Below are 22,138 nucleotides of genomic sequence, written 5' to 3'. Positions count from 1 at the left end.
CCGCGAACCAGCCACTCCCCCCCCCCTCCCCCCCCCCCTCCCCCCCCCCCCTCCCCCCCTCCCCCCCCCCCCCCCCCCCCCCCCCCCCTCCCCCCCGGGCCCACGTGAACGGAGTGCGGAGCGGGGGCGCGTCTTCAGACTGCTGCAGGGGAACGCTCCGAGACGTTCGGCAGGTCGATACGGACCGTCCGGTCGCAGAGCCGTTCCACCTGCGCCGGGTCGTGAGAGACGAGCAGGACCGTCCGGTTGCCCCGCAATGCCGCCACGGACTCTTCGACCGTGTCGCGGCTTCGCTCGTCCAGGGCGCTGGTCGGCTCGTCGAGCAGCAGGGCCGCCGGTTCGAGGGCCAGGGCCCGGGCCAGGCACAGCCGCTGACGCTGCCCGTTGGAGAGCGTCTGGGCCGGCGTGTCCAGGCGGTCGGAGACCTCGCTCCACAGGCCCGCCTCGCGCAGCGCCTGTTCGACGCGGTCGCGCAGCTCCGTCCGGGACGCCCGCACCAGGTGACGGAGGCCGAACAGGGCGTTGTCCAGGATGCTGCCGCCGAAGACGACGGGGGTCTGCGGGACCAGGACCACTGTGCTGCGCAGGCTTGCGTCGCCCTTGCCGGACCGGACCGGACGGCCGAGCACGTCCACTTCGCCCTGACGCCGGAGGCCGTGGGGCAGGAGGTCGACCAAGGCGCGTAGCACCGTCGACTTGCCGGCGCCCGACGGACCGCACAGACCGGTGGTGGATCCGGCGGCCAGCTCGAAGGTGACGGGTCCGACCAGGCGCTTGGTGCCGTCGAGGATCTGCAGGTCGCGGACCGCGATGACAGTCTCGTCGAACGTGTCGGCCACGGTCGTGGCACCTGTTGTCACGTCGTCCATCGTCGTGCTCCTTCGAAGCGGTTGCGCAGGAGGACCGCCAGGCTGAGCAGGCCCGCGGTGATCAGGACCAGGACGAGGGCGCTGCCCCAGGCCTGGGCGATCGCCTCGGGGGCGCCCGAGTCCTGCGACAGGGTGAAGATGTGCGTGGGGAGGGCCTGGACCGGAGCGTTGACGATGCCGGTCGGGAGGGCGGGGGCTCCGAAGAACACCGTGGCGGTGAAGATCAGGGGCGCCGTTTCGCCCGCCGCGCGAGCCAGGCCCAGCAGCAGGCCGGTGAGCGTGGCCGGCCAGGTGTACGGGATGACGACGGAGCGGACGTACTGGGAACTGGTGAGGCCCAGAGCGAGTGCGGCCTCGGTGATCTCCGCAGGCATGCTCCGGATCCGGCCCGCTGTGGTGAGTGCGACCACCGGGATCACCACGGGCACCAGGACCACGGCGCCTGCCAGCCAGGAACGCCCCCAGCCCATGGTCGTGCAGAAGAGGACGTACCCTGCGAGGCCCAGCAGAATGGTGGGTGTCCCTCCGACCGCCACGGTCAGCGTCTCCAGTACGCGGGCGGTTTTCGCGGAGGCACGCGTGCCGATCACGATGCCCGCCCCGTAACCGAGCGGCAGCGCGATCAGCGCCGCGGTCGCGAGCAGCAGGAGCGTGCCGACGATCTGGTCGCGGATGCCACCCCCCGACGCGCCTTCGGACGGCGTGAACCAGAAGACCGGGTTGAGTGCCGCGCCGCCGCGGGCCAGCAGGATGCCGAGCATGCCGACGAGGAGAGCCCCCGGCAGCAGCAGGGCTCCGAGCCGGACGACGGTGGTGATCCGGTCCTTCGGAGTGCGCAGCCATGCCGAGGACCGCCGGGCGCGTGGAGCGCGAGCGACCCGTCCCGTGGTGCCACGGGTGCCCCACACGGTGGCGACGGCGACCAGGGCCAACAGGATGATGCCCAGCCCGCACAGGGCCGCGAAGTACGGGCCGGAGGTGCCCGCGAGCATCGGCTCGGGGCCGGCCAGCTTGGTGGTGAGCGTCTGGCCGGGGCGCACGAGGAACGAGAAGACGTCCCCGAGGGACTCGGGGAGCCGGTCGTCGGCGCGCCCGATGACCATGAAGACCGCGATGGCCTCCCCCAGTGCCCGGGCCAGACCGAGGAGGACGCCGGCGCGCATGCCCGGGCGGGCCTGGGGCAGGACGGCGGACCGGACGACCTCGCGGCGGGTCAGACCGAGGGAGTACGCGGCCTCCCGGTACCGGCCGGGCACGGCGGCCAGCGCGTCCACGCTGACCGCCACGATCGTCGGCATGATCATCACGGCGAGGACGATGCCGGCGGCGAGCAGGCTGTCGCCGCCCGGCACGTCACCGAGGTCCGCCACGAACGGCCGGATCACCATGATGCCGATCAGGCCGTAGACGATGGAGGGAACCGCTGCCAGGAGTTCGATGCTCAGGCGCAGGGGCTTGGCGAGGCGGGGCGGCAGGTACTCGGACAGGGCGACGGCCGCCGCCCAGCCGATCGGGACGGCGAGCACCAGTGCCAGGACGCATACGACCGCCGATCCGTAGATCATGGCCAGCCCGCCGAAGGCGAGGTTCCCCGGACTCCAGGTGGACGAGGTGAGCAGCGCTGTCCAGTCGACGGTTCCGCTCGCGATGCCTGTGATCAGGTAGCCGAGCAGCACCGCGAGGGTGAGCAGCACGGACAGGGTGCCGCTGTAGGCCCAGCCCCAGACCCATCTCGCCCGGCTGCCGCGGCCGCTCCCGGGGGAGGGCCGCGACATGGCGCTTCCGGGCGCCAGGGCGGGGCGCTCCAGAGTGAGACCCATGGTCAGAGGCCCATCTGCTCGCGCGTGAGGTAGCCGTGCTTGGGCAGCAGCTTCTGGCCCTCGGCCGAGAGGATGTAGTCGATGTACTGCTTGACGGTGCCCTTCGGCCTGCCGTTGGTGATCATGAACAGCGGGCGGGTCATCGGGTACGTGCCGGAGGCCACGTTCGCCAGGGTGGGGGCGACGCCTTCCAGAGGCACGGCGACCAGTTCGGGGTGGCCTTCGATGAAGCCGGTCGACAGCGGGGCTATGGAACCGCGGGTGGACTTCAGCTTGTTGCGGGTCTCCAGGTTGCCGCCGACGATGGCGTAGTTCGCGGACTTGGGCGGGGCCGGCGGCTCGCCCTTGCCGTAGATGAACTTGTCGAGCACCTCACGGGTGCCGCGGCCAGGCTCCTTGTCGTACACGAAGACCTGGAGGTCGGGGCCGCCGACCTCCTTCCAGTTGGTGATCTTGCCCTCGAACAGGCCTGCGACCTGGGCCTTGGACAGACCCTTGACCCCGGCGTCGGCCACTTCCCTGGTGATGATGACGCCGACGGCGTCCGCGCCGATCTGCGTGGTGACGAACTCCGTGTCGGGGTAGGCCTTGTGGTCCTTGTCGGACAGCGGCTTGGAGCTGAGAGCGATGTTGATCTGGCCGGTGCCGAGCTGGGAGATGCCGCCGGCGGAGCCGCCCTGGGTGGCGACGGTGATGTTCAGTCCCTTGGCCTTCAGCGCCTCGGCGGCGTCGGAGGCGACCGGGGCGACGGTGGTGGAGCCGCTGGCCTGGATGGCGTCCGAACCGGCCTTCGCAGTGCCGGCGCAGCCGGTCAGGGCGGTGGAGAGGAGGAGAGCAGCGGAGGCGACGTACGCGCCCCGGCGGACACGGCGTCCGGTGACGCGTCTCGCGGTGCCGCGGGTTTCGGTGGACGTGAAAGACATGGCGGTGCCTTTGCGGTGAGGGAAGGGGTGGGAGTCTGGGAACCCGGGCGGCCGGTCGCCGACGCTGTGGCGTGCGGGTCCGCGGTCGGCCGTCGGGATGCGGGAGGGGTGCGCCCGGCAGTGACCGCCGACGCCGCCCGCTGCCGCGTGGACAAGACGAGTGGACGCTGAACGAACCCGCGGGTGCTCCGGGAGCGCGTCGCGGTGGAACCGGGCCGCGAAGGTGGTGCGTGCGTACGGCGTGCAGCCGGCGCCTTGCGATCCTGTACCGCGTTCTCCGTCGAACCTGCTCAGGACCGTGAGGGGCTGCCGTGGGGCGCTTGCGCGCCTGGACGACTGGTGCTCGGCCCACTCCTCTTTGAAGGGCTCAAGTCATCAGGCACCGCTGCCCGTTCACCCGCTGACCCCGGGTGTGGTGGGCGATGCCGTGGCCGAACGGTACCGCCTCCGTGCCGCCCTGGCGACATCCCGACTGCCTAAATCATCGATGATCAGCGATTGATTTTGGGCCACACGGCAGAGCGCCGGTGTATCGGCCTGGAGCGGCCATGCATGTCGAAGCTGCATCGGCAGCGGTTCGACACCTTCGCCTCGGACCGCTTCGAGCTGTGCGAACAAAGGGAATCGAGCGATCACCGCGCCTACCCAACCAGCCACAGACGAGGGCGAATCGGGGCAGGTGCGTTCCGTGACGACGGTGGGGTGGAGGGATGGTCTTTCAGTCATTCATCGATCTATTGACATACATCGCTTAACGCTGGCAGGGTTCCGGCCGTCGGCCGACAGCGTCGTTGCCGAGTGGGCTCTGACCCGGCCCCATCTCGAACCGTCACGCTCCTTGATCACTCCCTGGGGGGAAGTGTGAGTAGTCCCCGTGTTCTGGTCGCCTCCGCATTCGAAGCGGAGCTCCAGCCCCTGACGTCCGCGTGTGCGGCCGCCGCTCTACAGCAGCACGGCGCCGACGTCGTCGGCTGGGACGCGCACCTGCTTCCCGACGCCATTCCGGAAGGCCCCTTCGACCTCACGCTCGTCTCGGTCCAGCAGTTCGAGGGTCTCGAGCGGGGAATCGCCCTGGCGCGCAGGGTGAAGGAGGCGTACGGCACCACGGTCGTGACCTTCGGCCAGTACGCGCAGATGAACCACCGGGAGTTCCTCGACGTAGCCGACGGCATCATCATGGAGGAGCCCGAGCTCATCAGCGAGGAGCTGGCCCAGCTCGCCGCCGGCACCATCACGCTCGACGCGGTGCCCGCCCTGATGACCCGCACGGGCATGCGGCCCAAGCCCCCGCGCCGGCGCATCTCGGTCACCAAGCCCGCCCGGGACCTGTTCCCCTCCCTTGTCCACTACCCGGCGCACCACTCGCCGTTCGGCCTGATGGGCAACATCGAGGCGTCCCGCGGCTGCCACCACAAGTGCACCTACTGCTCCGTCTACGGCGCGTACGACGGCGGTGTCGCCGCCTACGACGCCGACAGCGTCCTGGCCGACGCCCTGCAGCTCGCCGAGGAGGGCGTCCGGCACTTCTGCTTCATCGACGCCGAGTTCTTCAACTCCCGCACCATCGGCATCGGTGTGGTCGAGCGACTCGTCGAGGCCATCGGTCCGATCACGTTCGAGTTCACGACGCGCGTCGACCATGTCCTCGACTACACCAAGGAACTGGAGAAGCTCGTCTCGCTCGGGCTGCGCCGCGTCACCTGCGCCCTTGAGTTCCCCTCCAACCGCATCCTGCGCATCTTCGACAAGCACATCGACGTCGACCACATGCGCGAGGCGGTCGACGAGGCCGAGCGGATCGGCTTCGAGCTCTACCCGACGTTCATCCCGTTCACTCCGTGGATCGAGTACGAGGAGCTCCTCGGCTTCGAGGACTGGCTGGTCGAGACGGGCCTCGCCCGCGTCACCGACCCCACGGCCCTGCAGACCCGACTGCTGCTGTTCAAGGGCTCCCCGCTGCTCTCCTCGCCCTGGATGGAGGACATCGCCACCGTCGACCGCGGCTTCTGGGTGGAGTGGACCCACCCCGACAAGCGCGTCGAGGAGCTCTGGCAGGAGCGCCGCACCGACGCCGAGGACGCGGGCAAGATCCGCTGCTGCGTGAAGTGCTGACCCACCCGCTCACAAGACAAGGACACTGACATGGGTGGATCACCCCGCGTCGTCATCTCCACCGGCCAGGCCCTCCCGGACATGGACTGGGCCGGCGAGCTCGCCGGTCTCACCGACTCGTGGCCGTACCTCGGACCCACCTGGCTCCGCGCCACGGAGAAGGTGCTTCCCGACGTCCAGCCCTGGCACACCCTCGCCCACCGCGCCCGCGGCGAGCTGGCCCTCCTCCCCGGCTACATCCTCACCACCCCGCCGGTCGTCGACCACGAACCGCGCACCTACCTCGGGTGGCAGGCGCCCTCGGGCGAAGAGGTGTGCTGCGGCGCCGAGACCGACGCCGCCCGCAGCGCCGAGGTCGACGCACTGGGAAGCGAGCCCTTCTTCCCGACGCTCCTGCTCGGCTCCCCGCTGGGCTATCGCACCGAGGTCGCCTACAACTTCTGGACCCCCACCCTGATGGGCGCCATCGTCGACAAGCTGGTCCCGGCCGCGTTCGAGGCCGGCATCAAGTGCATCGTCGCTCCCTGGATTCCGGGCCGACGCGGCAACGACGCCCTGGTCGACGCGCTCAACGCGGCCGGCGCCTCCAGCACCTTTTGGGGATACGAGGACTTCATGAGCCTCGACGCGCCGAACTGGGAAGGACACCTCGCCGCCCTGCCGCTGAAGAAGCGCCAGCGCATCAAGGGCGACGTCCGCCGCGCCGAAGCCGCCGGTGTGACGATCAAGCGCGTAGACGGCACCGACATTCGCCCCTACATCGCGCGCATCGCCGAACTCACCTGTCTCAACCGGGAGAAGAACGGCGCCGGCGAGGAGCCCGAGCACATCGTCGGCATCCTCTCCGCCCTGATCGACGAAGGCGCGGACGTCCGTGCCTACCTCGGCTACAAGGACGGCGCCCTGGTCGCCACCTGCGTCACCATCCGCAAGAACCACCGCCTGTTCCCCAAGTGGGCCGGATTCGACTACGCCGCGATCGGCGAGCGCAGCGGCATCTACTTCGCCCTGGTCCTCGACGCGCCCGTCCGTGACGCGTACGCCGAGGGGCTGCGCACCGTCGAGTTCGGCGCCGGAGCCCACCAGGCGAAGGCCCTGCGCGGCTGCACCCCGCGCGAGGTCACCACCTCGATGCTCCTGTCCGACCCGGCACTGCGGCCGCAGGCGAGCGCCTGGCTCGACGCCTTCGGAAACAGCAGGCGCGTCGCGTTCGGCGCCGCGGCCTCCGCCCCTGCCCAGCCCGCGAACCTGCCCCTCCTGGGCGGCTCCGGCGACAGCGGCTGCTGCGGCTGACCCCGCCCGGCTCCACGACAAGGACGAGAAGGACCACATGATCACCTTCATCCCCCTGACCGGATTCCTCGGGGCGGGCAAGACCACGACCATGACCGCTGCCGCGCTGGCGCTCCAGGCGCAGGGCCGCAAGGTCGCCGTCATCACCAACGACCAGGGCGTCGAGCTCGTCGACACCAAGCTGGTGCGCAGCAAGCTGGACAGCGTCGCCGAGGTCACCGGCGGCTGCTTCTGCTGCAAGTTCGAGGACCTCGTCGAGGCGATCGTCGCGCTGGTCGCCTCCGACAGCGTCGACACCGTCATCGCCGAGGCCGTCGGCAGCTGCACGGACCTCCAGGCCACCGTCGTCCGACCGCTGCGCCAGTACTACGGCGACGACATGGTCGTCGCCCCCCTGACCACCGTGGTCGACCCCCTGCGGCACCTGGCCTTCGCCCGCGCCGCAGAGCGGGGCGAGCCCGAGTCGGACCTCTCCTACCTCTTCCGCCAGCAGGTGACCGAGGCCGACGTCATCGCGGTGAACAAGCTGGACACCATCAAGGCGGACCGGGCCGAGGAACTCCTCGCCTCGCTCCGTGCCGGCAACCCCAAGGCCACGGTCGTGGGCTACAGCGCCACGACCGGCGCCCACCTCCCGGAGCTGCTCGACGCGTGGCAGGCACCGGCCACGAACGAGGACGTCGTCCTCGACATCGACTACGACCGCTACGCGGCCGCCGAGGCCCAGCTCGCCTGGATGAACCAGGAACTCGACCTCACCGCCGCCGGGGACGGATTCGACGCGACCGCCTGGGCCCGCATCGTCCTGCAGGCGCTCTCCGCCTGGGCCGCGGAGCACGACGCCGTGATCGGCCACGCCAAGATCACCGTGGAGACGGCCGGCGAGGACTTCGCCAAGCTCAGCCTCACCGAGTCCGGCGCGCAGCCCACGCTCGACCGCGCCGCCGCCGCGCACGCGCCGACCGGCCGCGCCGTCGTCAACGCGCGCGTCGCCTGTGAGCCCGAAGCCCTCGACGCGGCTGTCACGGCGGCAGTCGCCGCGGCGGACAGTGCCGCGGCTGTCACCTCCTCGGCGACCACACCGGTGTCGTTCAAGCCCTCCTACCCGCGCCCCGTGCACCGCCTCGCCCCCGCCGGCGCCTGACCGAGAAGGAACACCGCTCATGAGCGACCACACCACGAGCACCCTCCAGGACGAGGTCCGCGCGTACTACAAGGCCAAGGCTGAGGAAGCCGAGACCAGCGGCGCCTGCTGTTCGCCCGACCCCCAGACCTTCGGCCCCGCCGCGTACGACGAGATCGGACCCGGGACCGCGCCCGACACGGCCCTTCTCGCCAGCCTCGGCTGCGGCAACCCGACCGCCGTCGCCGAACTGCGCGAGGGCGAGACGGTCCTGGACCTCGGGTCCGGCGGCGGCCTCGACGTCATTCTCAGCGCCCGGCGCGTCGGCCCGGACGGACGGGTCTTCGGCCTGGACTTCCTGGAGGAGATGCTCGCTCTCGCCGCCCGCAACGTCGAGGACGCCGAGATCGACAACGTCGTCCTCCTCAAGGGCACGATCGAGTCCATCCCGCTGCCGGCCGACACCGTCGACGTGATCATCTCCAACTGCGTGATCAACCTGTCGCTGAACAAGCCCGCCGTCTTCGCCGAGATGGCGCGTGTCCTCACCCCCGGTGGACGTCTCGGCATCAGCGACGTCGTCGCCGAGGACCGGCTCAGCCCCGAGGAGCGGGCCCAGCGCGGCGGACACAGCCAGTGCATCGCCGGCGCGCTGTCCGTCGCCGAGTACAAGGAACTCCTCGACGCGGTCGGCCTGAAGGACGCGGAGGTCGTCTTCACGCAGGAAGCGGCCGACGGTCTCCATGCCGCGATCATCCGCGCCCACAAGCCCATCGACAACGACGCCGCCGCGCCCGAATGTGCCCCTGGTGGCACCTGCTGCTGACCGCGCCTTCACGTCACTCCGTGGCCGGACCCCAGGCTCCGGCCGCGGAGGCCCCGGCAGGTCCAGCACCGCTGTGCTCGCCTGCATGCCGGTTCCGGTGCCCGGTCCGCCAAGGGATGCCCCATGTCCGATACCTCACTCGACCAGGAGACCGCCGAGGAGTACGCCCGCTGGTTCCGGGCCCTGGCCGACCCGACGCGCATCCGCATCATGCGGTTCCTGAGCAGTCAGCCGGCGCCCGTGCCGGTGGGCGAGATCGTCGCCCACCTTCGACTCAACCAGTCGACCGTCTCACACCACCTGAAGATCCTCCACGACGTCCGTTTCCTGACCAGGCGCCGTGCCGGAGCCAGCATCCGGTACGCGGTCAATCCCCGCTGTACCACCGAGTTCCCCAGTGCCGCCGACATCCTCATCGGCGCCCCGATCCGCTCATGTCAGGAACCAGGGTCCTGCTGACGACGGCGGCCGAGGCCGCCGTCGCGCCGCGCGCGCAGAGAACTCCTCCCCGCCCCGGGCAGCCCCGCCATCACGATCCGCATGAGCCTCAGCCTCGCAGGCCCGCCAACCGCCACCGCGGAACGGACGGGCCGAAACTCAGACCCCCATCCAATGACGCCGCGCTACAAAGCCGTTGAGAGTTGTTCGCCCCTCCATCCGTCTTCAGGGCTTCAGCCTTGTCCTGTCACGAATATCGATGCTTGGCGATCAAGTTACGGCACGGTAATGGCTTGATCTTGTAGGCCGTACTTCAGGGAGGGGCGGTCCGGGGGCCATGGCTGGACCCCCGGCGCGAGGGGCACCGTCGGGTGATGTGAGGTAAAGCTCCTCACCATCGAACGGGTGCGGGGAGAGGAGCCGGGTCGTCCCCGACGCCGTCGGCTCGCAAGGGCATCCCGCAGCGGGCATGCGGGGAGATTCTGAAGAGCCTTGCTGTATGACGCCGCCATCGAATATCATCGATTGATCATGAGCGGTACGATGAATGCCCAGCTGATCGACCGAGAGACGGCCGAGTCCTATGCGACCTGGTTCAAAGCCCTCTCCGATCCCACCCGTGTGCAGATCCTGAACCTCCTGGCGCTGGCCTCCGAGCCCATGAGCGTCGGGGAGATCGTGGACCGGATGAACATCGGGCAGTCCACTGTGTCCCACCATCTGAAGCTGCTCGCGGACGTTCGGTTCGTACTGCGTGAACGCCAGGGCACGTCGATGCTGTACTCGATCAACGTGGCTTGCGTGGCCTGCTTCCCCAGCGCGGCAGACGCCGTCATGGGGCGCCCGTCGGCCTCCGCGTAAGAGTGCCTGCCGTGGGCGATCCGCTGCTCTCCGGGGCGCCCCGTTCGGTCGGTGCGACAAGCCGACGCCGGAGCCGCCCGCCCTGTGGTCAAGCAGTAGCCCCCCGCCGCTGAGGAGCCAGCTCCTGCCCGTCAGGTCCGCCAACGCGACGGGCAGGAGCTGGTGTTCATGGGCGAAGACGCCGGCGAGGGTGGCACCTGAGAGGCGACCCGTTCGTGGCCTCAGGCCGGGACGGAGACGCCTACGGCGTTCTTCTTCCTGTCGGCGAGGGTGGCCAGGTATCGCTCGGCGTCGAGAGCGGCCTGGCAGCCGGTGCCCGCGGCCGTGACGGCCTGGCGGTAGGTGTGGTCGACGACATCGCCGGCTGCGAAGACTCCCGGCAGGTTCGTGCGGGTGGAGGGCGCCTCCACCTTGATGTAGCCCTCGCCGTCGAGGTCGACCTGGCCGGTGAAGAGTTCGGTGCGCGGGTCGTGGCCGATGGCGATGAACAGGCCGGTGGCGTCGAGGCCGCGGGTCCTGCCGGTGAAGGTGTCGCGCAGGACGACGCCGGCGAGCATGCCGTTCTCGGACTTGATCTCCGCTATCTCGCTGTCGAAGGCGAAGGAGATCTTGTCGTCCGCGAAGGCCCGGTTCTGCATCACCTGGGAGGCACGCAGGGTCGAGCGGCGGTGGACGACGGTGACGGAGCGGGCGAAACGGGTGAGGAAGGTGGCTTCCTCCATGGCGGTGTCGCCGCCGCCGACCACGACGATGTCGCGGTCGCGGAAGAAGAAGCCGTCGCAGGTCGCGCACCAGGAGACGCCGCGGCCGGAGAGCTCGTCCTCGTCGGGGAGACCGAGCTTGCGGTAGCCGGATCCGGTCGCGATGATCACCGCCTTGGCCCGATGCACCGTTCCCTCGCTGTCGATGACTTCCTTGATGTCTCCCGTCAGGTCGACGGAGACGACGTCGTCGTCGATCATCTCGGCGCCGAAGCGCTCGGCCTGGGCCCGCATGTCGCCCATGAGGTCGGGGCCGTCGATGCCGGTGGGAAAGCCGGGGAAGTTCTCGACCTCGGTCGTGGTGGTCAGGGAGCCGCCGACGAAGATCGAGCTGCCGAAGAGCAGCGGCTTGAGCTGGGCGCGGGCGGCATAGAGGGCGGCGGTGTATCCGGCGGGACCGGAACCCATGACGATGACCTCGCGGACGCCGGGTTCGGTCGCGGCACGGGAGTCGCTCATGGGAGTCACGCCTCCGGCTTCGCGTCGATCTCGGCGATGAGGCCTTCGATCAGCAGCTTGATCTCGTCGCGGATCGGACGCACCGCCTGGACACCCTGGCCGGCCGGGTCCTCCAGGGCCCAGTCGAGGTACGTCTTGCCGGGGAAGATCGGGCAGGCGTCGCCGCAGCCCATGGTGATGACGTAGTCGGATGCCTGGACCGCCTCGGTGGTCAGCACCTTCGGCTTCTGGTCGGAGATGTCGACCCCGACCTCCTTCATCGCCTCGACCGCGGCCGGGTTGACCTGGTCGCCCGGAATCGAACCCGCGGAGCGGACCTCGATGCGGTCACCGGCCAGATGGTCGAGGAACCCGGCGGCCATCTGGGAACGGCCCGCGTTGTGGACGCAGACGAAGAGCACGGAGGCGAGCGGAGCGGTGGTCATCGGTTCTTCCTTGTGGGCAAGAGGTCAGCCCCGGCCGGTATCAGCGGCGAGTGATGTGACAGTATCAGCCCATGATGACGTCAGTCGATACTGATCTGATCCGGGTTCTGGCCGATCCGCTCAGGCTCCAGATCGTGACCCTGCTTGCCCGCGAGACCCTCTGCACCACCCACCTCGTCGAGGAGACGGGTGCCAGGCAGACCAACCTCTCCAACCACCTGCGCGTCCTGCGCGAGGCCGGTGTCGTGGAGACCGAGCCCTGCGGTCGTTTCACCTACTACCGCCTGAAGCCGGACGTCATCGCCCAGCTCGCCGGCCAGTTCGCCGACCTGGCCGAGTCCGCTCGTACCGCTGCCGAGAGCAAGAGGGCCTGTCCGTGACCCCCACCCAAGCGCCCGCTCCGGCGGCGGATGCCCCGGTCGCCGCGAAGCTGTCGACGCTCGATCGCTTCCTCGCCGTCTGGATCCTCCTCGCCATGGGCCTCGGCCTCGGGCTCGGGCGACTGATTCCCGGCCTGAACGACGTGCTGGCCAAAGTCGAGATCGGCGGCATCTCGCTGCCCATCGCCGTCGGCCTGCTGATCATGATGTACCCGGTCCTGGCCAAGGTCCGGTACGACAGGCTCGACGCCGTCACCGGCGACAAGAAGCTCATGGTCTCGTCGCTCGTCGTCAACTGGATCGTCGGCCCGGCGCTCATGTTCGCCCTCGCGTGGACCTTCCTGCCGGACCTTCCCGAGTACCGCACCGGTCTGATCATCGTGGGCCTGGCGCGCTGCATCGCCATGGTGATCATCTGGAACGACCTGGCCTGTGGCGACCGCGAGGCCGCTGCGGTGCTCGTCGCCCTGAACTCGGTCTTCCAGGTCCTCGCCTTCGGCGTGCTGGGCTGGTTCTACCTCGACCTGCTTCCCGGCCTGCTGGGTCTGGGGGAGGGCGAGACGCTCGACATCTCCATGTGGAAGATCGCGCTGAATGTCGTCGTCTTCCTCGGCGTCCCGCTGGTGGCCGGGTTCCTCACGCGCCGGATCGGTGAGAAGCGCCTTGGCCGGGAGTCGTACGAGACGCGATTCCTCCCGAAGATCGGACCGTGGGCGCTCTACGGGCTGCTCTTCACGATCGTCATCCTCTTTGCCCTCCAAGGGAAGACGATCACCTCGGAGCCGCTGGACGTCGCGCGGATCGCGCTGCCGCTTCTCGTCTACTTCGCGGTCATGTGGTTCGGCACCTTCGCGCTGGGCAAGACCCTCGGCCTGAGCTACGACCGCACGGCCACTCTCGCCTTCACCGCTGCCGGCAACAACTTCGAACTCGCCATCGCCGTCGCCATCGCCACCTTCGGTGTGACCAGCGGACAGGCGCTGTCCGGAGTCGTCGGTCCCCTCATCGAGGTCCCGGTCCTCGTCGTACTCGTGTACGTCTCGCTGGCCTGGCGCAAGAGGTTCACCCTCGCCCAGCAGTAGATCCGTGCCGCTACTCTGCGCCTCGCCCCTCGGACGGGGCGAGGCGCGGCCGCACGAAGGGAGCCAAGGGGATGGGCAAGGTACTTGACGTCGTCGTGATCGGTGGCGGTCAGGCGGGGCTTGCCGCCGGCTACCACCTGAGGCGCCTCGGCGGCCTCGACTTCGTCGTCCTGGACGATCAGCCCGTGCCGGGCGGGGCCTGGCGGCACACGTGGGATTCGCTGCGTCTCTTCTCGCCGGCCGCGTACTCGTCCCTGCCCGGTCGCCTCATGCCGCCGCAGCAGGGGGAGACGTACCCCGACGCCGCCCACGTCCTCGAGTACCTGACCGACTACGAGCAGCGGTACGAGCTCCCCGTTCATCGACCCGTTCAGGTTCGTGCCGTCCGCCGCGACGGCGAGTGCCTTCGCGTGGAGGGGGAATCCGGTACCTGGCGCGCCCGCGCCGTCGTCAGCGCCACGGGAACGTGGTCACGGCCGTTCCTGCCCTCCGTCCCGGGCCGCGGCACCTTTCAGGGGCGGCAGTTCCACACCGTCGAGTACCACACCCCCGGCGAGTTCGCCGGCATGCGAGTCGTCGTGGTCGGAGGTGGGAACTCCGGAGCCCAGGTCGCCGCCGACCTCGCGTACGGCACCGATCTCACCTGGGTCACCCAGCGGCCCGCGCGGTTCCTCGCCGACGACATCGACGGCCGTGCACTCTTCGACCACGCCACCGCCCGCCGTCGTGCCCTCGACGAGGGGCGCGCGGACGCCGGGGGCGTGGCCTCACTCGGCGACATCGTCGCCGTGCCGCCCGTGCGTGCCGCGCGTGACGCCGGACTGCTGAAGGCGCAGCCGATGTTCACGCGGCTGACGAGGACCGGTGCCGAATGGGCCGACGGTACGCGGGCCGACGCCGACGTGATCATCTGGTGCACCGGCTTCCGCCCCGCCCTGGGGCATCTGGCTCCGCTCGGGCTCCGCGGGGCCCGCGGACACATCCCCACCCAGGGCACGGAAGCCGTCGGAGAGCCCCGCCTTCATCTGCTCGGGTACGGCGACTGGACCGGCCCGGCCTCGGCCACTCTCGTCGGTGTGGGCCGTCCCGCTCGCGAGGCCGCCCGGAGTGTCGAGGCGCTTCTGCGCTGAGGCGGTCGCGAGTGAACGGATGGTGAACGCATGACGGAAATCGCCCCATGATTCGCCGTGCGATCTTGTCTGCTCGTATGGTGTCCGGATGGCAACTCCGTTGGTGGGCATACCGATCGAGGACGTGAGCGAGGAGCATTGTGAGCCGTGCTCCCCGGGGCGACTGATCGACCGCGACGAAGTCGAAACGCTGACGGCCCAGTTGAAGGCCATGGCCGACCCGAGCCGTCTGCAGATCATCCACCTCATCGACCAGGCGCCGGCCGGAGAGCTGTGCGTCTGTGACCTGACGGTGACGCTCGACCTGGCGCAGCCCACGGTGAGCCGTCACCTGAAGATCCTCACCACGGCAGGACTGCTGCGCCGCGAACAGCGAGGCACCTGGGCCTGGTTCTCGATCCGCTGGGATGCTCTTCAGGGGCTCAGGAAGCACGCCTTCCCCCGATGCATCGACGGCTCACCGTTCTGACCGCGCTGGTTCAGCGGGTTTGCGCCCCGTCCATCTCCACGATGAGATTCTCGACGAGGGCCCTGATGGCGTCGCGGATGGGGCGTACTGCCTCCACACCCTGCCCGGCCGGGTCGTCGAGCTACCAGTCGAGGTGGTGCTTACCGGGGAAGACCTCGCAGGTGTCCCCGCAGCCCATCGTGACGCACGCGTCCGACGCGCTGACGGCCTACGTGGTGAATGGAGACGAACAGGACGGAGGTCGTACGGGACACCTACGGCTCCTCAAACGGGTTGTGGTGCAAGGGCGTTCAGAATCCCGTGGTTGACGCTGGTTGTGTTCGGTGTGTCACGATCAGGCCATGCTGACGTCGGTGAACGCGGAACTGCTGAGGGCCCTGGCGGACCCTCTACGGCTTCGCATCGTGTGCCTGCTTGCCCATGAGTCGCTGTGCACGACCCATCTCGTCGAGGAGACGGGCGCGCGGCAGACGAACCTGTCGAACCATCTCCGGGTCCTCCGGGAAGCGGGAGTCGTGGAGACCGATCCCTGCGGGCGATTCACCTACTACCGGCTGCGCCCTGAGGCGCTGGGTGAACTGGCGACGTTCTTCGGTGGTCTGGCCGGTGGGGGTTGTGAAGCCACCGTGGCCCGACGGCCCTGCGGTTGAAAGCCCGGCCGCTTCTCCCTCGGAACGCCCAAGCCGTTTCGACGTCCGGTCGCCCGTGACCCTGCGGGCTGCGGATCGCGTTCCGTGCGCGAACGTTACTCCCTCGCCCCTTCTCTGACGACCCCGGGCAGGTGGCTCGACCCAACCCTCGCCAAGGCGGGCAGGCTGAGCGTGGGGGCGTCACCCCTCGTCTGGCATCGATGATTGTCGATTGATTTCCGGTCGCGTGTCACGCAGCGCCGGCGGCATGCCGCGGTTGCGGCGACGGGACCCGCAGGAGCCGACGAACCCGGCGCTGCTCCTGGATATACCAGGAGGAAGAACTCCTTCGCATGGGCCGGCCGGCATTCGCAAGCATCCACAGGGGCGAGCGGACCGGGATGGCGGCATCGAGTGGCAAGGGCGGACGGCGAAGGCCGACCCTCGGCCATTCATCGATCTATTGACATACATCGCTTAACGCTGGCAGGGTTCCGGCCGTTGGCCGACAGCGTTGTTGCCGACCTGGGCTCTGACCCGCTCCGTCGGCCGGCCCCGGCCCCGACCACACGTCAACACGAAGGTTCCCACCATGGCCGCCACGTCCCACCCTCACCCGACCACCACCGAGGCACCGGTCCTGCTGCTCATGGGCAGTGGCGACCGCCGCTACCGGGAGTACATCGTGGCGGCGGTCTCCCGTCACTTCCGGCTGTGGCTTCTCGACGCCCACGAGCCGAGCTGGCAACTGCCGTACGTGGAGGGGACCTCGCTCCTCGACACCAGGAACCTCGACGAACTCCTCGCCGAGGCCGAGAAGGTCATGCAACAGCTGCCCGTCGCGGGGGTGTTCACCTACGACGAGTCCCTCGTGCACGCCGCCGCGCGGCTGGCCGAAGCCCTCGGCCTGCCCGGAAGCGCGCCCGACGCGGTGCTCGCCTGCCGAGACAAGGCGACCACCCGGGCGCGGCTGACGGCCGCTGACGTGCCGCAGCCGGCGTGCACCCCGGTCTCCACAGCGGCCGAGGCCCGCAGCGCAGCCGACGCGACCGGATACCCCGTGGTGGTCAAGGCCCGAGGCCTCGCCGGCAGCCTCGGCGTCGTCCGCGCCGACCACGGCGACGCCGTCGAGGCGGCCTTCGAGGCGGCCGGCTCCGCCAGCTGGCCCGGAGTGCCCCGCTACGAGGCCGACGTCCTGGTGGAGGAGTACCTCACCGGCCCCGAGATCAGCATCGACGCGGTCGTGGTCGACGGCGTGTGCACCCCGATGATCGTGGCGCGCAAGCAGGTCGGCATGGATCCGTACTTCGAGGAGACCGGCCACACGGTCGACGCCTCCGACCCCCTCCTCGGCGACCCCGAGCTCCTGGACCAGCTGCACCGTATCCACAAGGCGCTCGGCTTCGAGCACGGTGCCACGCACACCGAGTTCAAGCTCACCCCCAAGGGCCCCCGCCTCGTCGAGATCAACGCGCGCCTGGGAGGCGACTTCATCCCCCTCATCGGGATGCTCGCCTGCGGAACCGATCCAGCCGTCGCCGCCGCGCACGTGGCGGCCGGACTCGCCCCCGACACCGCGCCGAGGACCCGGAAGACGGCAGCCATCCGGTTCCTCTACCCGGAGAGCGACTGCGAGGCCCTCGACGTGACCGTGCGCACCGACCTGTTCGGGCCCACGGTGCACAGCGCGGTCGCGACGGCCGGCCCCGGAACCCGGCTGGCACTTCCGCCCCGGGCGTACATGAACCGATACGGCTACGTCATCGCGGTCGGCGAGGACCACGAGCAGGTCACCGCCGACGCGGAGGCCGCGCCCACGCTGGTCGAACTGCGCGCGAGCCCCCTCACCGACTGACCGACCGGCCGCCTCCACCCTTCAGGCCCCGAAGGAGCCGCCGCCCGTGAGCAAGTCCTCCGACCAGCCGTCACTGCGCTGGGACGGCAACGCGATCGTCACCCTGGACCAACGCGCACTGCCCCACGAGCGGCGGCTCCTACGTCTGAACACCGTGGACGACGTCATCGCCGCCATCACGACACTCGCGGTACGAGGGGCCCCCTCCATCGGACTTGCGGGCGCCCTGGGCGTCGCGCTCTCGGCGTACACCCACTGCTCGCCCTCCACCGTCGGCGACGGCCAGGAGGACGTACGAGCCGACGCTCAGCGGCTCGCCGCTGCCCGCCCGACGGCCGTCAACCTGGCCTGGGCCGTCGACCGGGCTCTCGGGAAGGTCGCCGACGGCCCGGCCGCCGTCCTCGCCGAAGCCACCGCCATGATCGAGGAGGACAGGGCGGTCAACCGGCAGATGGTCGAGCACGCGGTCCTGGCCGTGCTCGACCGCTGCCCGCAGCAGTCCCTGCGGCTCCTGACTCACTGCAACACCGGCCGACTCGCGACCGCGGCCGTGGGTACCGCCCTCGGCACGATTCTCGCCCTCGCGGACGCCGGAAAGGTGACCGAGGTCCTCGTCGACGAGACCCGGCCTCTGCTGCAAGGCGCCAGGTTGACGGCCTGGGAACTGGCCGAAGCCGGCGTGCCGCATCGCGTGTGCGTCGACAGCGCGGCCGCCGCCGCCATGAGCCAGGGGCTCGTCGACTGTGTGCTGGTCGGGGCCGACCGCATCACCGCGCACGGCGACGTGGCCAACAAGATCGGTACCTACGCACTGGCGATCGCGGCCGCCCACCACGGCATTCCGTTCATCGTGGTCGCCCCCGAGTCGTCGTGGGACAGGTCCCTCGCCGAGGGGAGGGACATCGTCATCGAGGAGCGCGCCGCCGACGAAGTGACCTGCTACGCCGGCGTACGTGTCACTCCTCCCGGCACCCGCGCGTACAACCCCGCCTTCGACGTGACCCCTGCCTCTCTGATCACCGCCATCGTCTCCGAGAACGGTGTCCACCATGCATCCGAGGTGAGCGCATGAGTTACGCACCGTCCACCGCCGCCGGCAAGAAGGCCGCCCAGCAGCTGGCCGACATCTCCCGCACCCTGTACGAGCGCGGATGGATGCCGGGAACGTCCGGCAACGTATCCATGAGACTGCCCGACGATCCCGCCAGGGCGCTGATCACAGCCAGTGGCCGGGACAAGGGCGAACTGACCGCACGGGACGTGGTGGAGATCGATGCCCGTACAGGTCATGCGTCCCTGCCCGGTCAGGTCCGCCCCTCGGCCGAGACCTCCATCCACGCGGCGATCTACCGCGCCACCGGCGCCCGCGCCGTCATCCACGTGCACTCTCCGTACGCCACTGTCGTCGCCCACCGCGTCGCCGCACAGGGGGCAGTGGCCTCGCTCCGCGTGGAACGCTTCGAGCTGCTCAAGGGACTGGGCCTCAAGGACCCGGAGGCCACGGAGCTGCCGGTGTTCCCCAACTGGCCGCAGGTGGACCGGATTGCCGAGGACGTCGCGGCCCACCTCGTCAGGGACGGGGAAGGCCCGCCCGGGCTGCTCCTGGCCGATCACGGCATCACCGCATGGGGCGACTCGCCGGGCCAGGCGAAGAGCCGGCTCGAATGCCTGGAGTCGCTCTGCCAGCTCCTCGTGATCTCCCAGTCAGAGCTGCACGTCTCCCGTGCCTGAAGGACCCGACGACAGGGCCACACCATGACATTGCTGCAGATCATGCCGGATGACGAACCGGGCACCGTGCTGCTCCGCACGCGGGACGAGGCTGCCATCGCGCAGGCCTTGCGCGAGAGGTCGGTCTCCTTCACCCGCTGGCCGCTGCGCGCCCCCGTGACGCCGCAGACGTCGTCGGACGAGCTGCTCGACGCCTACCGGGGAGAGGTCGACGAGCTGTGCGCCGACCAGGGGCTGCGCCTCGTCGACGTGGCCCGGCTCCACCCCGAGGAGGGGGCTCAGTGGCAGGAGCGGGCGGCCAAGGCGAGGTCGACGTTCCTCGAGGAGCATCGGCACGCCGAGGACGAGGTGAGGTTCTTCGCCCAGGGGACCGGGTGCTTCTACCTGCACCTCGACGACCGCGTGTACGCCGTGGTGTGCGAGGCCGGTGACCTGCTGTCGGTGCCGGCCGGTACGCGGCACTGGTTCGACATGGGACCCGTACCGGACTTCTGCGCCATCCGGTTCTTCGAGAAGGAGGACGGCTGGGTGGGCGACTTCACCCAGGAGCCCATCGCCGCAGGCTTCCCCCGCCTCGACGCGCTCCTGCGGGACAGCTGATGCCGGACACCCGGCAGGCCCGAGTTCCCGAGAACGGACTCCGGGCCGTCGTCCTCGACATCGAGGGAACCACCGGCTCCCTCAGCCACGTACGTGACGTCCTCTTCCCCTACGCCCGTGCGCGGATCGCTCCATGGCTCACCGCGCACCGCGGCACCGCACCCTGGCAGCAGATTCTCGACGCGGTCACCGCACACACCGGGACGGCCCACGACGAGGCGAGAGCTCTGGCACTCCTGGAGCAGTGGGCCGACGCCGACGTGAAGGCTGCGCCGCTCAAGACACTCCAGGGACTGATCTGGTCCGGCGGCTACGCGGCGGGCGATCTGCACGGCCACGTGTACCCGGATGTGCCGCCGGCACTGGAGCACTGGAAGGCACACGGCACAGACCGCTTCATCTACTCGTCCGGCTCCGTGGCGGCCCAGCGGGACTGGTTCGGTCACACCGCGCACGGGGACCTGCGTCCGCTGCTCGACGGCTACTTCGATCTGACGACGACCGGTCCCAAGGCGGACGCCGATTCCTACCGTGCGATCGCGGCGGAACTGGGACACGCACCTGCTGACGTGCTGTTCATCAGCGACGTGGGTGCCGAGCTCGACGCAGCCCGTGACGCAGGCTGGCGGACCGTGGCCGTGCGCCGCCCCGACGACGATCGCGAGGCCGTGCCCGGGCACGACGCCGTCGCCTCCCTCACCCCGCTCGTTTCCCGACCAGGCCCAGGCAGGCCGCCGGCCCGGGATCGCACGTACCCCCAGGAGGGCCAGAACCATGAGTGATCCATCCGACGAGAGCTCGCGGGCAGACATCGCGGTCATCGGGGGCAGTGGCTTCTACGAACTGCTGGAGTCGGTACAGCGCGTCGAGGTCACCACCCCGTACGGCGCACCGTCGGACGCTGTGTCCGTCGGCACCGTGGGAGATCGCCGCGTGGCCTTTCTGCCCCGGCACGGCAGCCACCACGAACTTCCCCCGCACCGCATCAACTACCGAGCCAACATGTGGGCCCTGCGCTCGCTGGGCGTAAGGCAGGTCCTCGCGCCCTGTGCCGTCGGTTCGCTGCGCGACTCCCTCGGCCCCGGCAGCGTGGTCCTTCCCGACCAGATCGTCGACCGGACCACGGGTCGCGTGCAGACGTACTACGACCGCGGCGCCACACATGTCTCCTTCGCCGACCCGTACTGCGCCTCGGGGCGCGCGGCCGTGCTCAAGGCCGCGGGGGAGACCGGTGCCGACGTCCACGACGGCGGTGTGATGGTGGTCGTCGAGGGGCCCCGGTTCTCGACTCGGGCGGAGTCCCAGTGGTACGCCTCCGCAGGCTGGTCCGTGATCAACATGACCGGGCACCCCGAAGCCGTCCTCGCCCGTGAACTCGCGCTCTGTTACACCTCCATAGCCCTGGTGACGGACTACGACGCCGGCGTGGAGCACGGTGAAGGGGTGTCGCAGGACGAGGTGTTCCGCGTGTTCGCGGCGAACGTGGAACGGCTGAAGGGTCTGGTCCTGCAGACCGTCGCCGTCTTGGACCGCACGCGGGAATGCGTGTGCGCGACGGTGCTGGACGGGATGGATCTGCCGTTCGAACTCCCCTGAGGCGGCGATCGGCGCGGGCCGGATCCGCACCGATCAGCAGCATCCGGACCGATGCCGGTCACCATGGTGACCGGCATCGGTCATTCGACCACCGGGCTACGGCGCTCCACGAGCAGGACGTCGCGCCAGACGCCGTGATGGCGGGCCACGCGCTCCCGTCGGCCCAGCACGCGGAACCCTGCGGACTCGTGCAGGGCGAGGCTCGCCGAGTTCTCCGGGAAGATGCCCGCCTGCATCGTCCAGACGCCCGCCTTCTCCGTGGAGACGATCAACGCTTCCAGGAGCGTGCGCCCGACCCCCGCTCCGCGTGCCGTGGGGCAGACGTAGACGGAGTGCTCGACCACCCCCGCGTAGGCAGGGCGAGCCGAGACACGGGAGACGGCCGTCCAGCCGACGACCCGCTGTCGCCCGTCGAGCGCCACGAGCCGGTGCGTCGGCAGCTTGGCGGTGTCGAAGGCACTCCACGGCGGGGCGGCGGTCTCGAACGTGGCGTTTCCCTCGTCGATGCCCTGCTGGTAGATCGCCATGACGGAGGTCGCGTGGTCGTCGGTCATGGGGACGAGAACGATGCCTGTGTGCGGAGGCGGTGTGGCCATGCCTGCTCCTTTCCGAGGCGCGCTCCTGACAGGTGCGCATGGGGGTCGGGTACGGCGACGCTCCTGTGGCGGCCCGGGCCGCCCCAAGAAAAGGGGGGGGGGGGGGGGGGGGGGGTCCAGGCAGCGGACGGTCCACAAGAACAAACCCACGCCCCCCCCC

At 69.9% G+C, this 22,138-nt stretch carries 23 protein-coding genes and 1 pseudogene; 17 read left to right on the top strand and 7 right to left on the bottom strand.

Annotation, left to right across the window (positions count from 1 at the left end; all coding sequences use genetic code 11):
* Positions 1–134: 134 nt before the first annotated feature.
* The 3 genes from ACZ4XX_RS39175 to ACZ4XX_RS39165 are packed head-to-tail and all read right to left on the bottom strand — an operon-like array spanning position 135 to position 3,612.
* Positions 135–869: an ATP-binding cassette domain-containing protein gene (locus tag ACZ4XX_RS39175; RefSeq protein ID WP_468512584.1), complete on the bottom strand. Its 735-nt coding sequence runs from the start codon at positions 867–869 to the stop codon at positions 135–137.
* Entirely contained in the window at positions 857–2,644 is a 1,788-nt protein-coding gene (gene pstC / locus ACZ4XX_RS39170) for a phosphate ABC transporter permease subunit PstC (protein ID WP_468512585.1), read from the bottom strand. The genes ACZ4XX_RS39175 and pstC overlap by 13 nt, the downstream gene beginning before the upstream one ends.
* 47 nt (positions 2,645–2,691) lie before the next feature.
* Positions 2,692–3,612, bottom strand: coding sequence for a phosphate ABC transporter substrate-binding protein (locus tag ACZ4XX_RS39165; RefSeq protein WP_468512583.1), 921 nt, complete (start codon positions 3,610–3,612; stop codon positions 2,692–2,694).
* 861 nt (positions 3,613–4,473) lie between these two features.
* Between ACZ4XX_RS39165 and arsL the strand changes: the two genes are divergently transcribed.
* The 6 genes from arsL to ACZ4XX_RS39135 all read left to right on the top strand — a co-directional run bounded on the left by arsL (position 4,474) and on the right by ACZ4XX_RS39135 (position 10,265).
* Entirely contained in the window at positions 4,474–5,724 is a 1,251-nt protein-coding gene (gene arsL, locus ACZ4XX_RS39160) for an arsinothricin biosynthesis radical SAM protein ArsL (RefSeq protein ID WP_383513172.1), read from the top strand.
* 30 nt (positions 5,725–5,754) lie between these two features.
* A complete protein-coding gene (locus tag ACZ4XX_RS39155; protein ID WP_468512582.1) occupies positions 5,755–7,017 on the top strand; it encodes a GNAT family N-acetyltransferase in 1,263 nt (420 codons plus the stop codon).
* A 37-nt stretch (positions 7,018–7,054) separates the two neighbouring features.
* Positions 7,055–8,161, top strand: a complete 1,107-nt coding sequence (locus ACZ4XX_RS39150) for a GTP-binding protein (protein ID WP_468512581.1) — start codon at positions 7,055–7,057, stop codon at positions 8,159–8,161.
* A gap of 19 nt (positions 8,162–8,180) precedes the next feature.
* Positions 8,181–8,966, top strand: coding sequence for a methyltransferase domain-containing protein (locus ACZ4XX_RS39145; RefSeq protein ID WP_468512580.1), 786 nt, complete (start codon positions 8,181–8,183; stop codon positions 8,964–8,966).
* A 123-nt stretch (positions 8,967–9,089) separates the two neighbouring features.
* Positions 9,090–9,425, top strand: a complete 336-nt coding sequence (locus ACZ4XX_RS39140; RefSeq protein WP_468512579.1) for an ArsR/SmtB family transcription factor — start codon at positions 9,090–9,092, stop codon at positions 9,423–9,425.
* Between the two features lie 510 nt (positions 9,426–9,935).
* On the top strand, positions 9,936–10,265 hold the full coding sequence (locus ACZ4XX_RS39135; protein WP_468512578.1) for an ArsR/SmtB family transcription factor: 330 nt from the start codon (positions 9,936–9,938) through the stop codon (positions 10,263–10,265).
* Between the two features lie 221 nt (positions 10,266–10,486).
* Here the strand turns inward: ACZ4XX_RS39135 and trxB are convergent, their stop codons facing one another.
* Positions 10,487–11,485 (bottom strand): thioredoxin-disulfide reductase, encoded by a 999-nt coding sequence (gene trxB / locus ACZ4XX_RS39130; protein ID WP_468512577.1) that lies wholly within the window; start codon positions 11,483–11,485, stop codon positions 10,487–10,489.
* Between the two features lie 5 nt (positions 11,486–11,490).
* On the bottom strand, positions 11,491–11,910 hold the full coding sequence (locus ACZ4XX_RS39125) for an arsenate reductase ArsC (RefSeq protein WP_468512576.1): 420 nt from the start codon (positions 11,908–11,910) through the stop codon (positions 11,491–11,493).
* A 71-nt stretch (positions 11,911–11,981) separates the two neighbouring features.
* Here ACZ4XX_RS39125 and ACZ4XX_RS39120 point away from each other — a divergent pair, with 71 nt between their 5' ends.
* The 4 genes from ACZ4XX_RS39120 to ACZ4XX_RS39105 all read left to right on the top strand — a co-directional run bounded on the left by ACZ4XX_RS39120 (position 11,982) and on the right by ACZ4XX_RS39105 (position 14,971).
* Positions 11,982–12,290, top strand: a complete 309-nt coding sequence (locus ACZ4XX_RS39120) for an ArsR/SmtB family transcription factor (RefSeq protein WP_468512575.1) — start codon at positions 11,982–11,984, stop codon at positions 12,288–12,290.
* Positions 12,287–13,372 carry an ACR3 family arsenite efflux transporter gene (gene arsB, locus ACZ4XX_RS39115; RefSeq protein ID WP_468512574.1) on the top strand — a complete coding sequence of 362 codons (1,086 nt, stop codon included), beginning with the start codon at positions 12,287–12,289 and terminating at the stop codon, positions 13,370–13,372. The genes ACZ4XX_RS39120 and arsB overlap by 4 nt, the downstream gene beginning before the upstream one ends.
* Positions 13,373–13,443: 71 nt before the next feature.
* A complete protein-coding gene (locus ACZ4XX_RS39110) occupies positions 13,444–14,502 on the top strand; it encodes an ArsO family NAD(P)H-dependent flavin-containing monooxygenase (RefSeq protein WP_468512573.1) in 1,059 nt (352 codons plus the stop codon).
* Between the two features lie 88 nt (positions 14,503–14,590).
* Positions 14,591–14,971, top strand: coding sequence for an ArsR/SmtB family transcription factor (locus ACZ4XX_RS39105; RefSeq protein ID WP_468512572.1), 381 nt, complete (start codon positions 14,591–14,593; stop codon positions 14,969–14,971).
* A 10-nt stretch (positions 14,972–14,981) separates the two neighbouring features.
* On the opposite strand, the pseudogene ACZ4XX_RS39100 reads toward ACZ4XX_RS39105, so the two are convergent.
* A pseudogene (locus ACZ4XX_RS39100) lies at positions 14,982–15,179 on the bottom strand (low molecular weight phosphatase family protein); the annotation flags it as partial.
* 133 nt (positions 15,180–15,312) lie between these two features.
* Between ACZ4XX_RS39100 and ACZ4XX_RS39095 the strand changes: the two are divergent.
* The 7 genes from ACZ4XX_RS39095 (at position 15,313) to ACZ4XX_RS39065 (ending at position 21,382) form a co-directional block, all read left to right on the top strand.
* The gene (locus tag ACZ4XX_RS39095) at positions 15,313–15,621 is read left to right on the top strand and encodes an ArsR/SmtB family transcription factor (RefSeq protein ID WP_468512571.1); all 309 of its coding nucleotides are present in this window, start codon (positions 15,313–15,315) and stop codon (positions 15,619–15,621) included.
* 571 nt (positions 15,622–16,192) lie between these two features.
* Positions 16,193–17,455, top strand: coding sequence for an ATP-grasp domain-containing protein (locus ACZ4XX_RS39090; protein WP_468512570.1), 1,263 nt, complete (start codon positions 16,193–16,195; stop codon positions 17,453–17,455).
* Positions 17,456–17,501: 46 nt separating this feature from the next.
* Positions 17,502–18,527, top strand: coding sequence for an S-methyl-5-thioribose-1-phosphate isomerase (gene mtnA / locus ACZ4XX_RS39085; RefSeq protein ID WP_468512569.1), 1,026 nt, complete (start codon positions 17,502–17,504; stop codon positions 18,525–18,527).
* The gene (gene mtnB, locus ACZ4XX_RS39080; protein WP_468512568.1) at positions 18,524–19,186 is read left to right on the top strand and encodes a methylthioribulose 1-phosphate dehydratase; all 663 of its coding nucleotides are present in this window, start codon (positions 18,524–18,526) and stop codon (positions 19,184–19,186) included. Before mtnA ends, mtnB begins: the two co-directional genes overlap by 4 nt.
* 24 nt (positions 19,187–19,210) lie before the next feature.
* Entirely contained in the window at positions 19,211–19,786 is a 576-nt protein-coding gene (locus ACZ4XX_RS39075; RefSeq protein ID WP_468512567.1) for a 1,2-dihydroxy-3-keto-5-methylthiopentene dioxygenase, read from the top strand.
* Positions 19,786–20,568, top strand: a complete 783-nt coding sequence (mtnC, locus tag ACZ4XX_RS39070) for an acireductone synthase (RefSeq protein WP_468512566.1) — start codon at positions 19,786–19,788, stop codon at positions 20,566–20,568. Before ACZ4XX_RS39075 ends, mtnC begins: the two co-directional genes overlap by 1 nt.
* Complete coding sequence (locus tag ACZ4XX_RS39065) at positions 20,561–21,382, top strand: S-methyl-5'-thioadenosine phosphorylase (RefSeq protein ID WP_468512565.1); 822 nt, start codon at positions 20,561–20,563, stop codon at positions 21,380–21,382. Before mtnC ends, ACZ4XX_RS39065 begins: the two co-directional genes overlap by 8 nt.
* An 80-nt stretch (positions 21,383–21,462) precedes the next feature.
* On the opposite strand, the gene ACZ4XX_RS39060 is transcribed toward ACZ4XX_RS39065, so the two are convergent.
* On the bottom strand, positions 21,463–21,978 hold the full coding sequence (locus tag ACZ4XX_RS39060) for a GNAT family N-acetyltransferase (RefSeq protein WP_468512564.1): 516 nt from the start codon (positions 21,976–21,978) through the stop codon (positions 21,463–21,465).
* Positions 21,979–22,138: the final 160 nt, after the last annotated feature.

The sequence above is a fragment of the Streptomyces sp. NPDC029956 genome (assembly GCF_055574655.1).
Note: the sequence above shows the minus strand (reverse complement) of the source record. Positions and strands in the feature narration are given on the sequence as shown.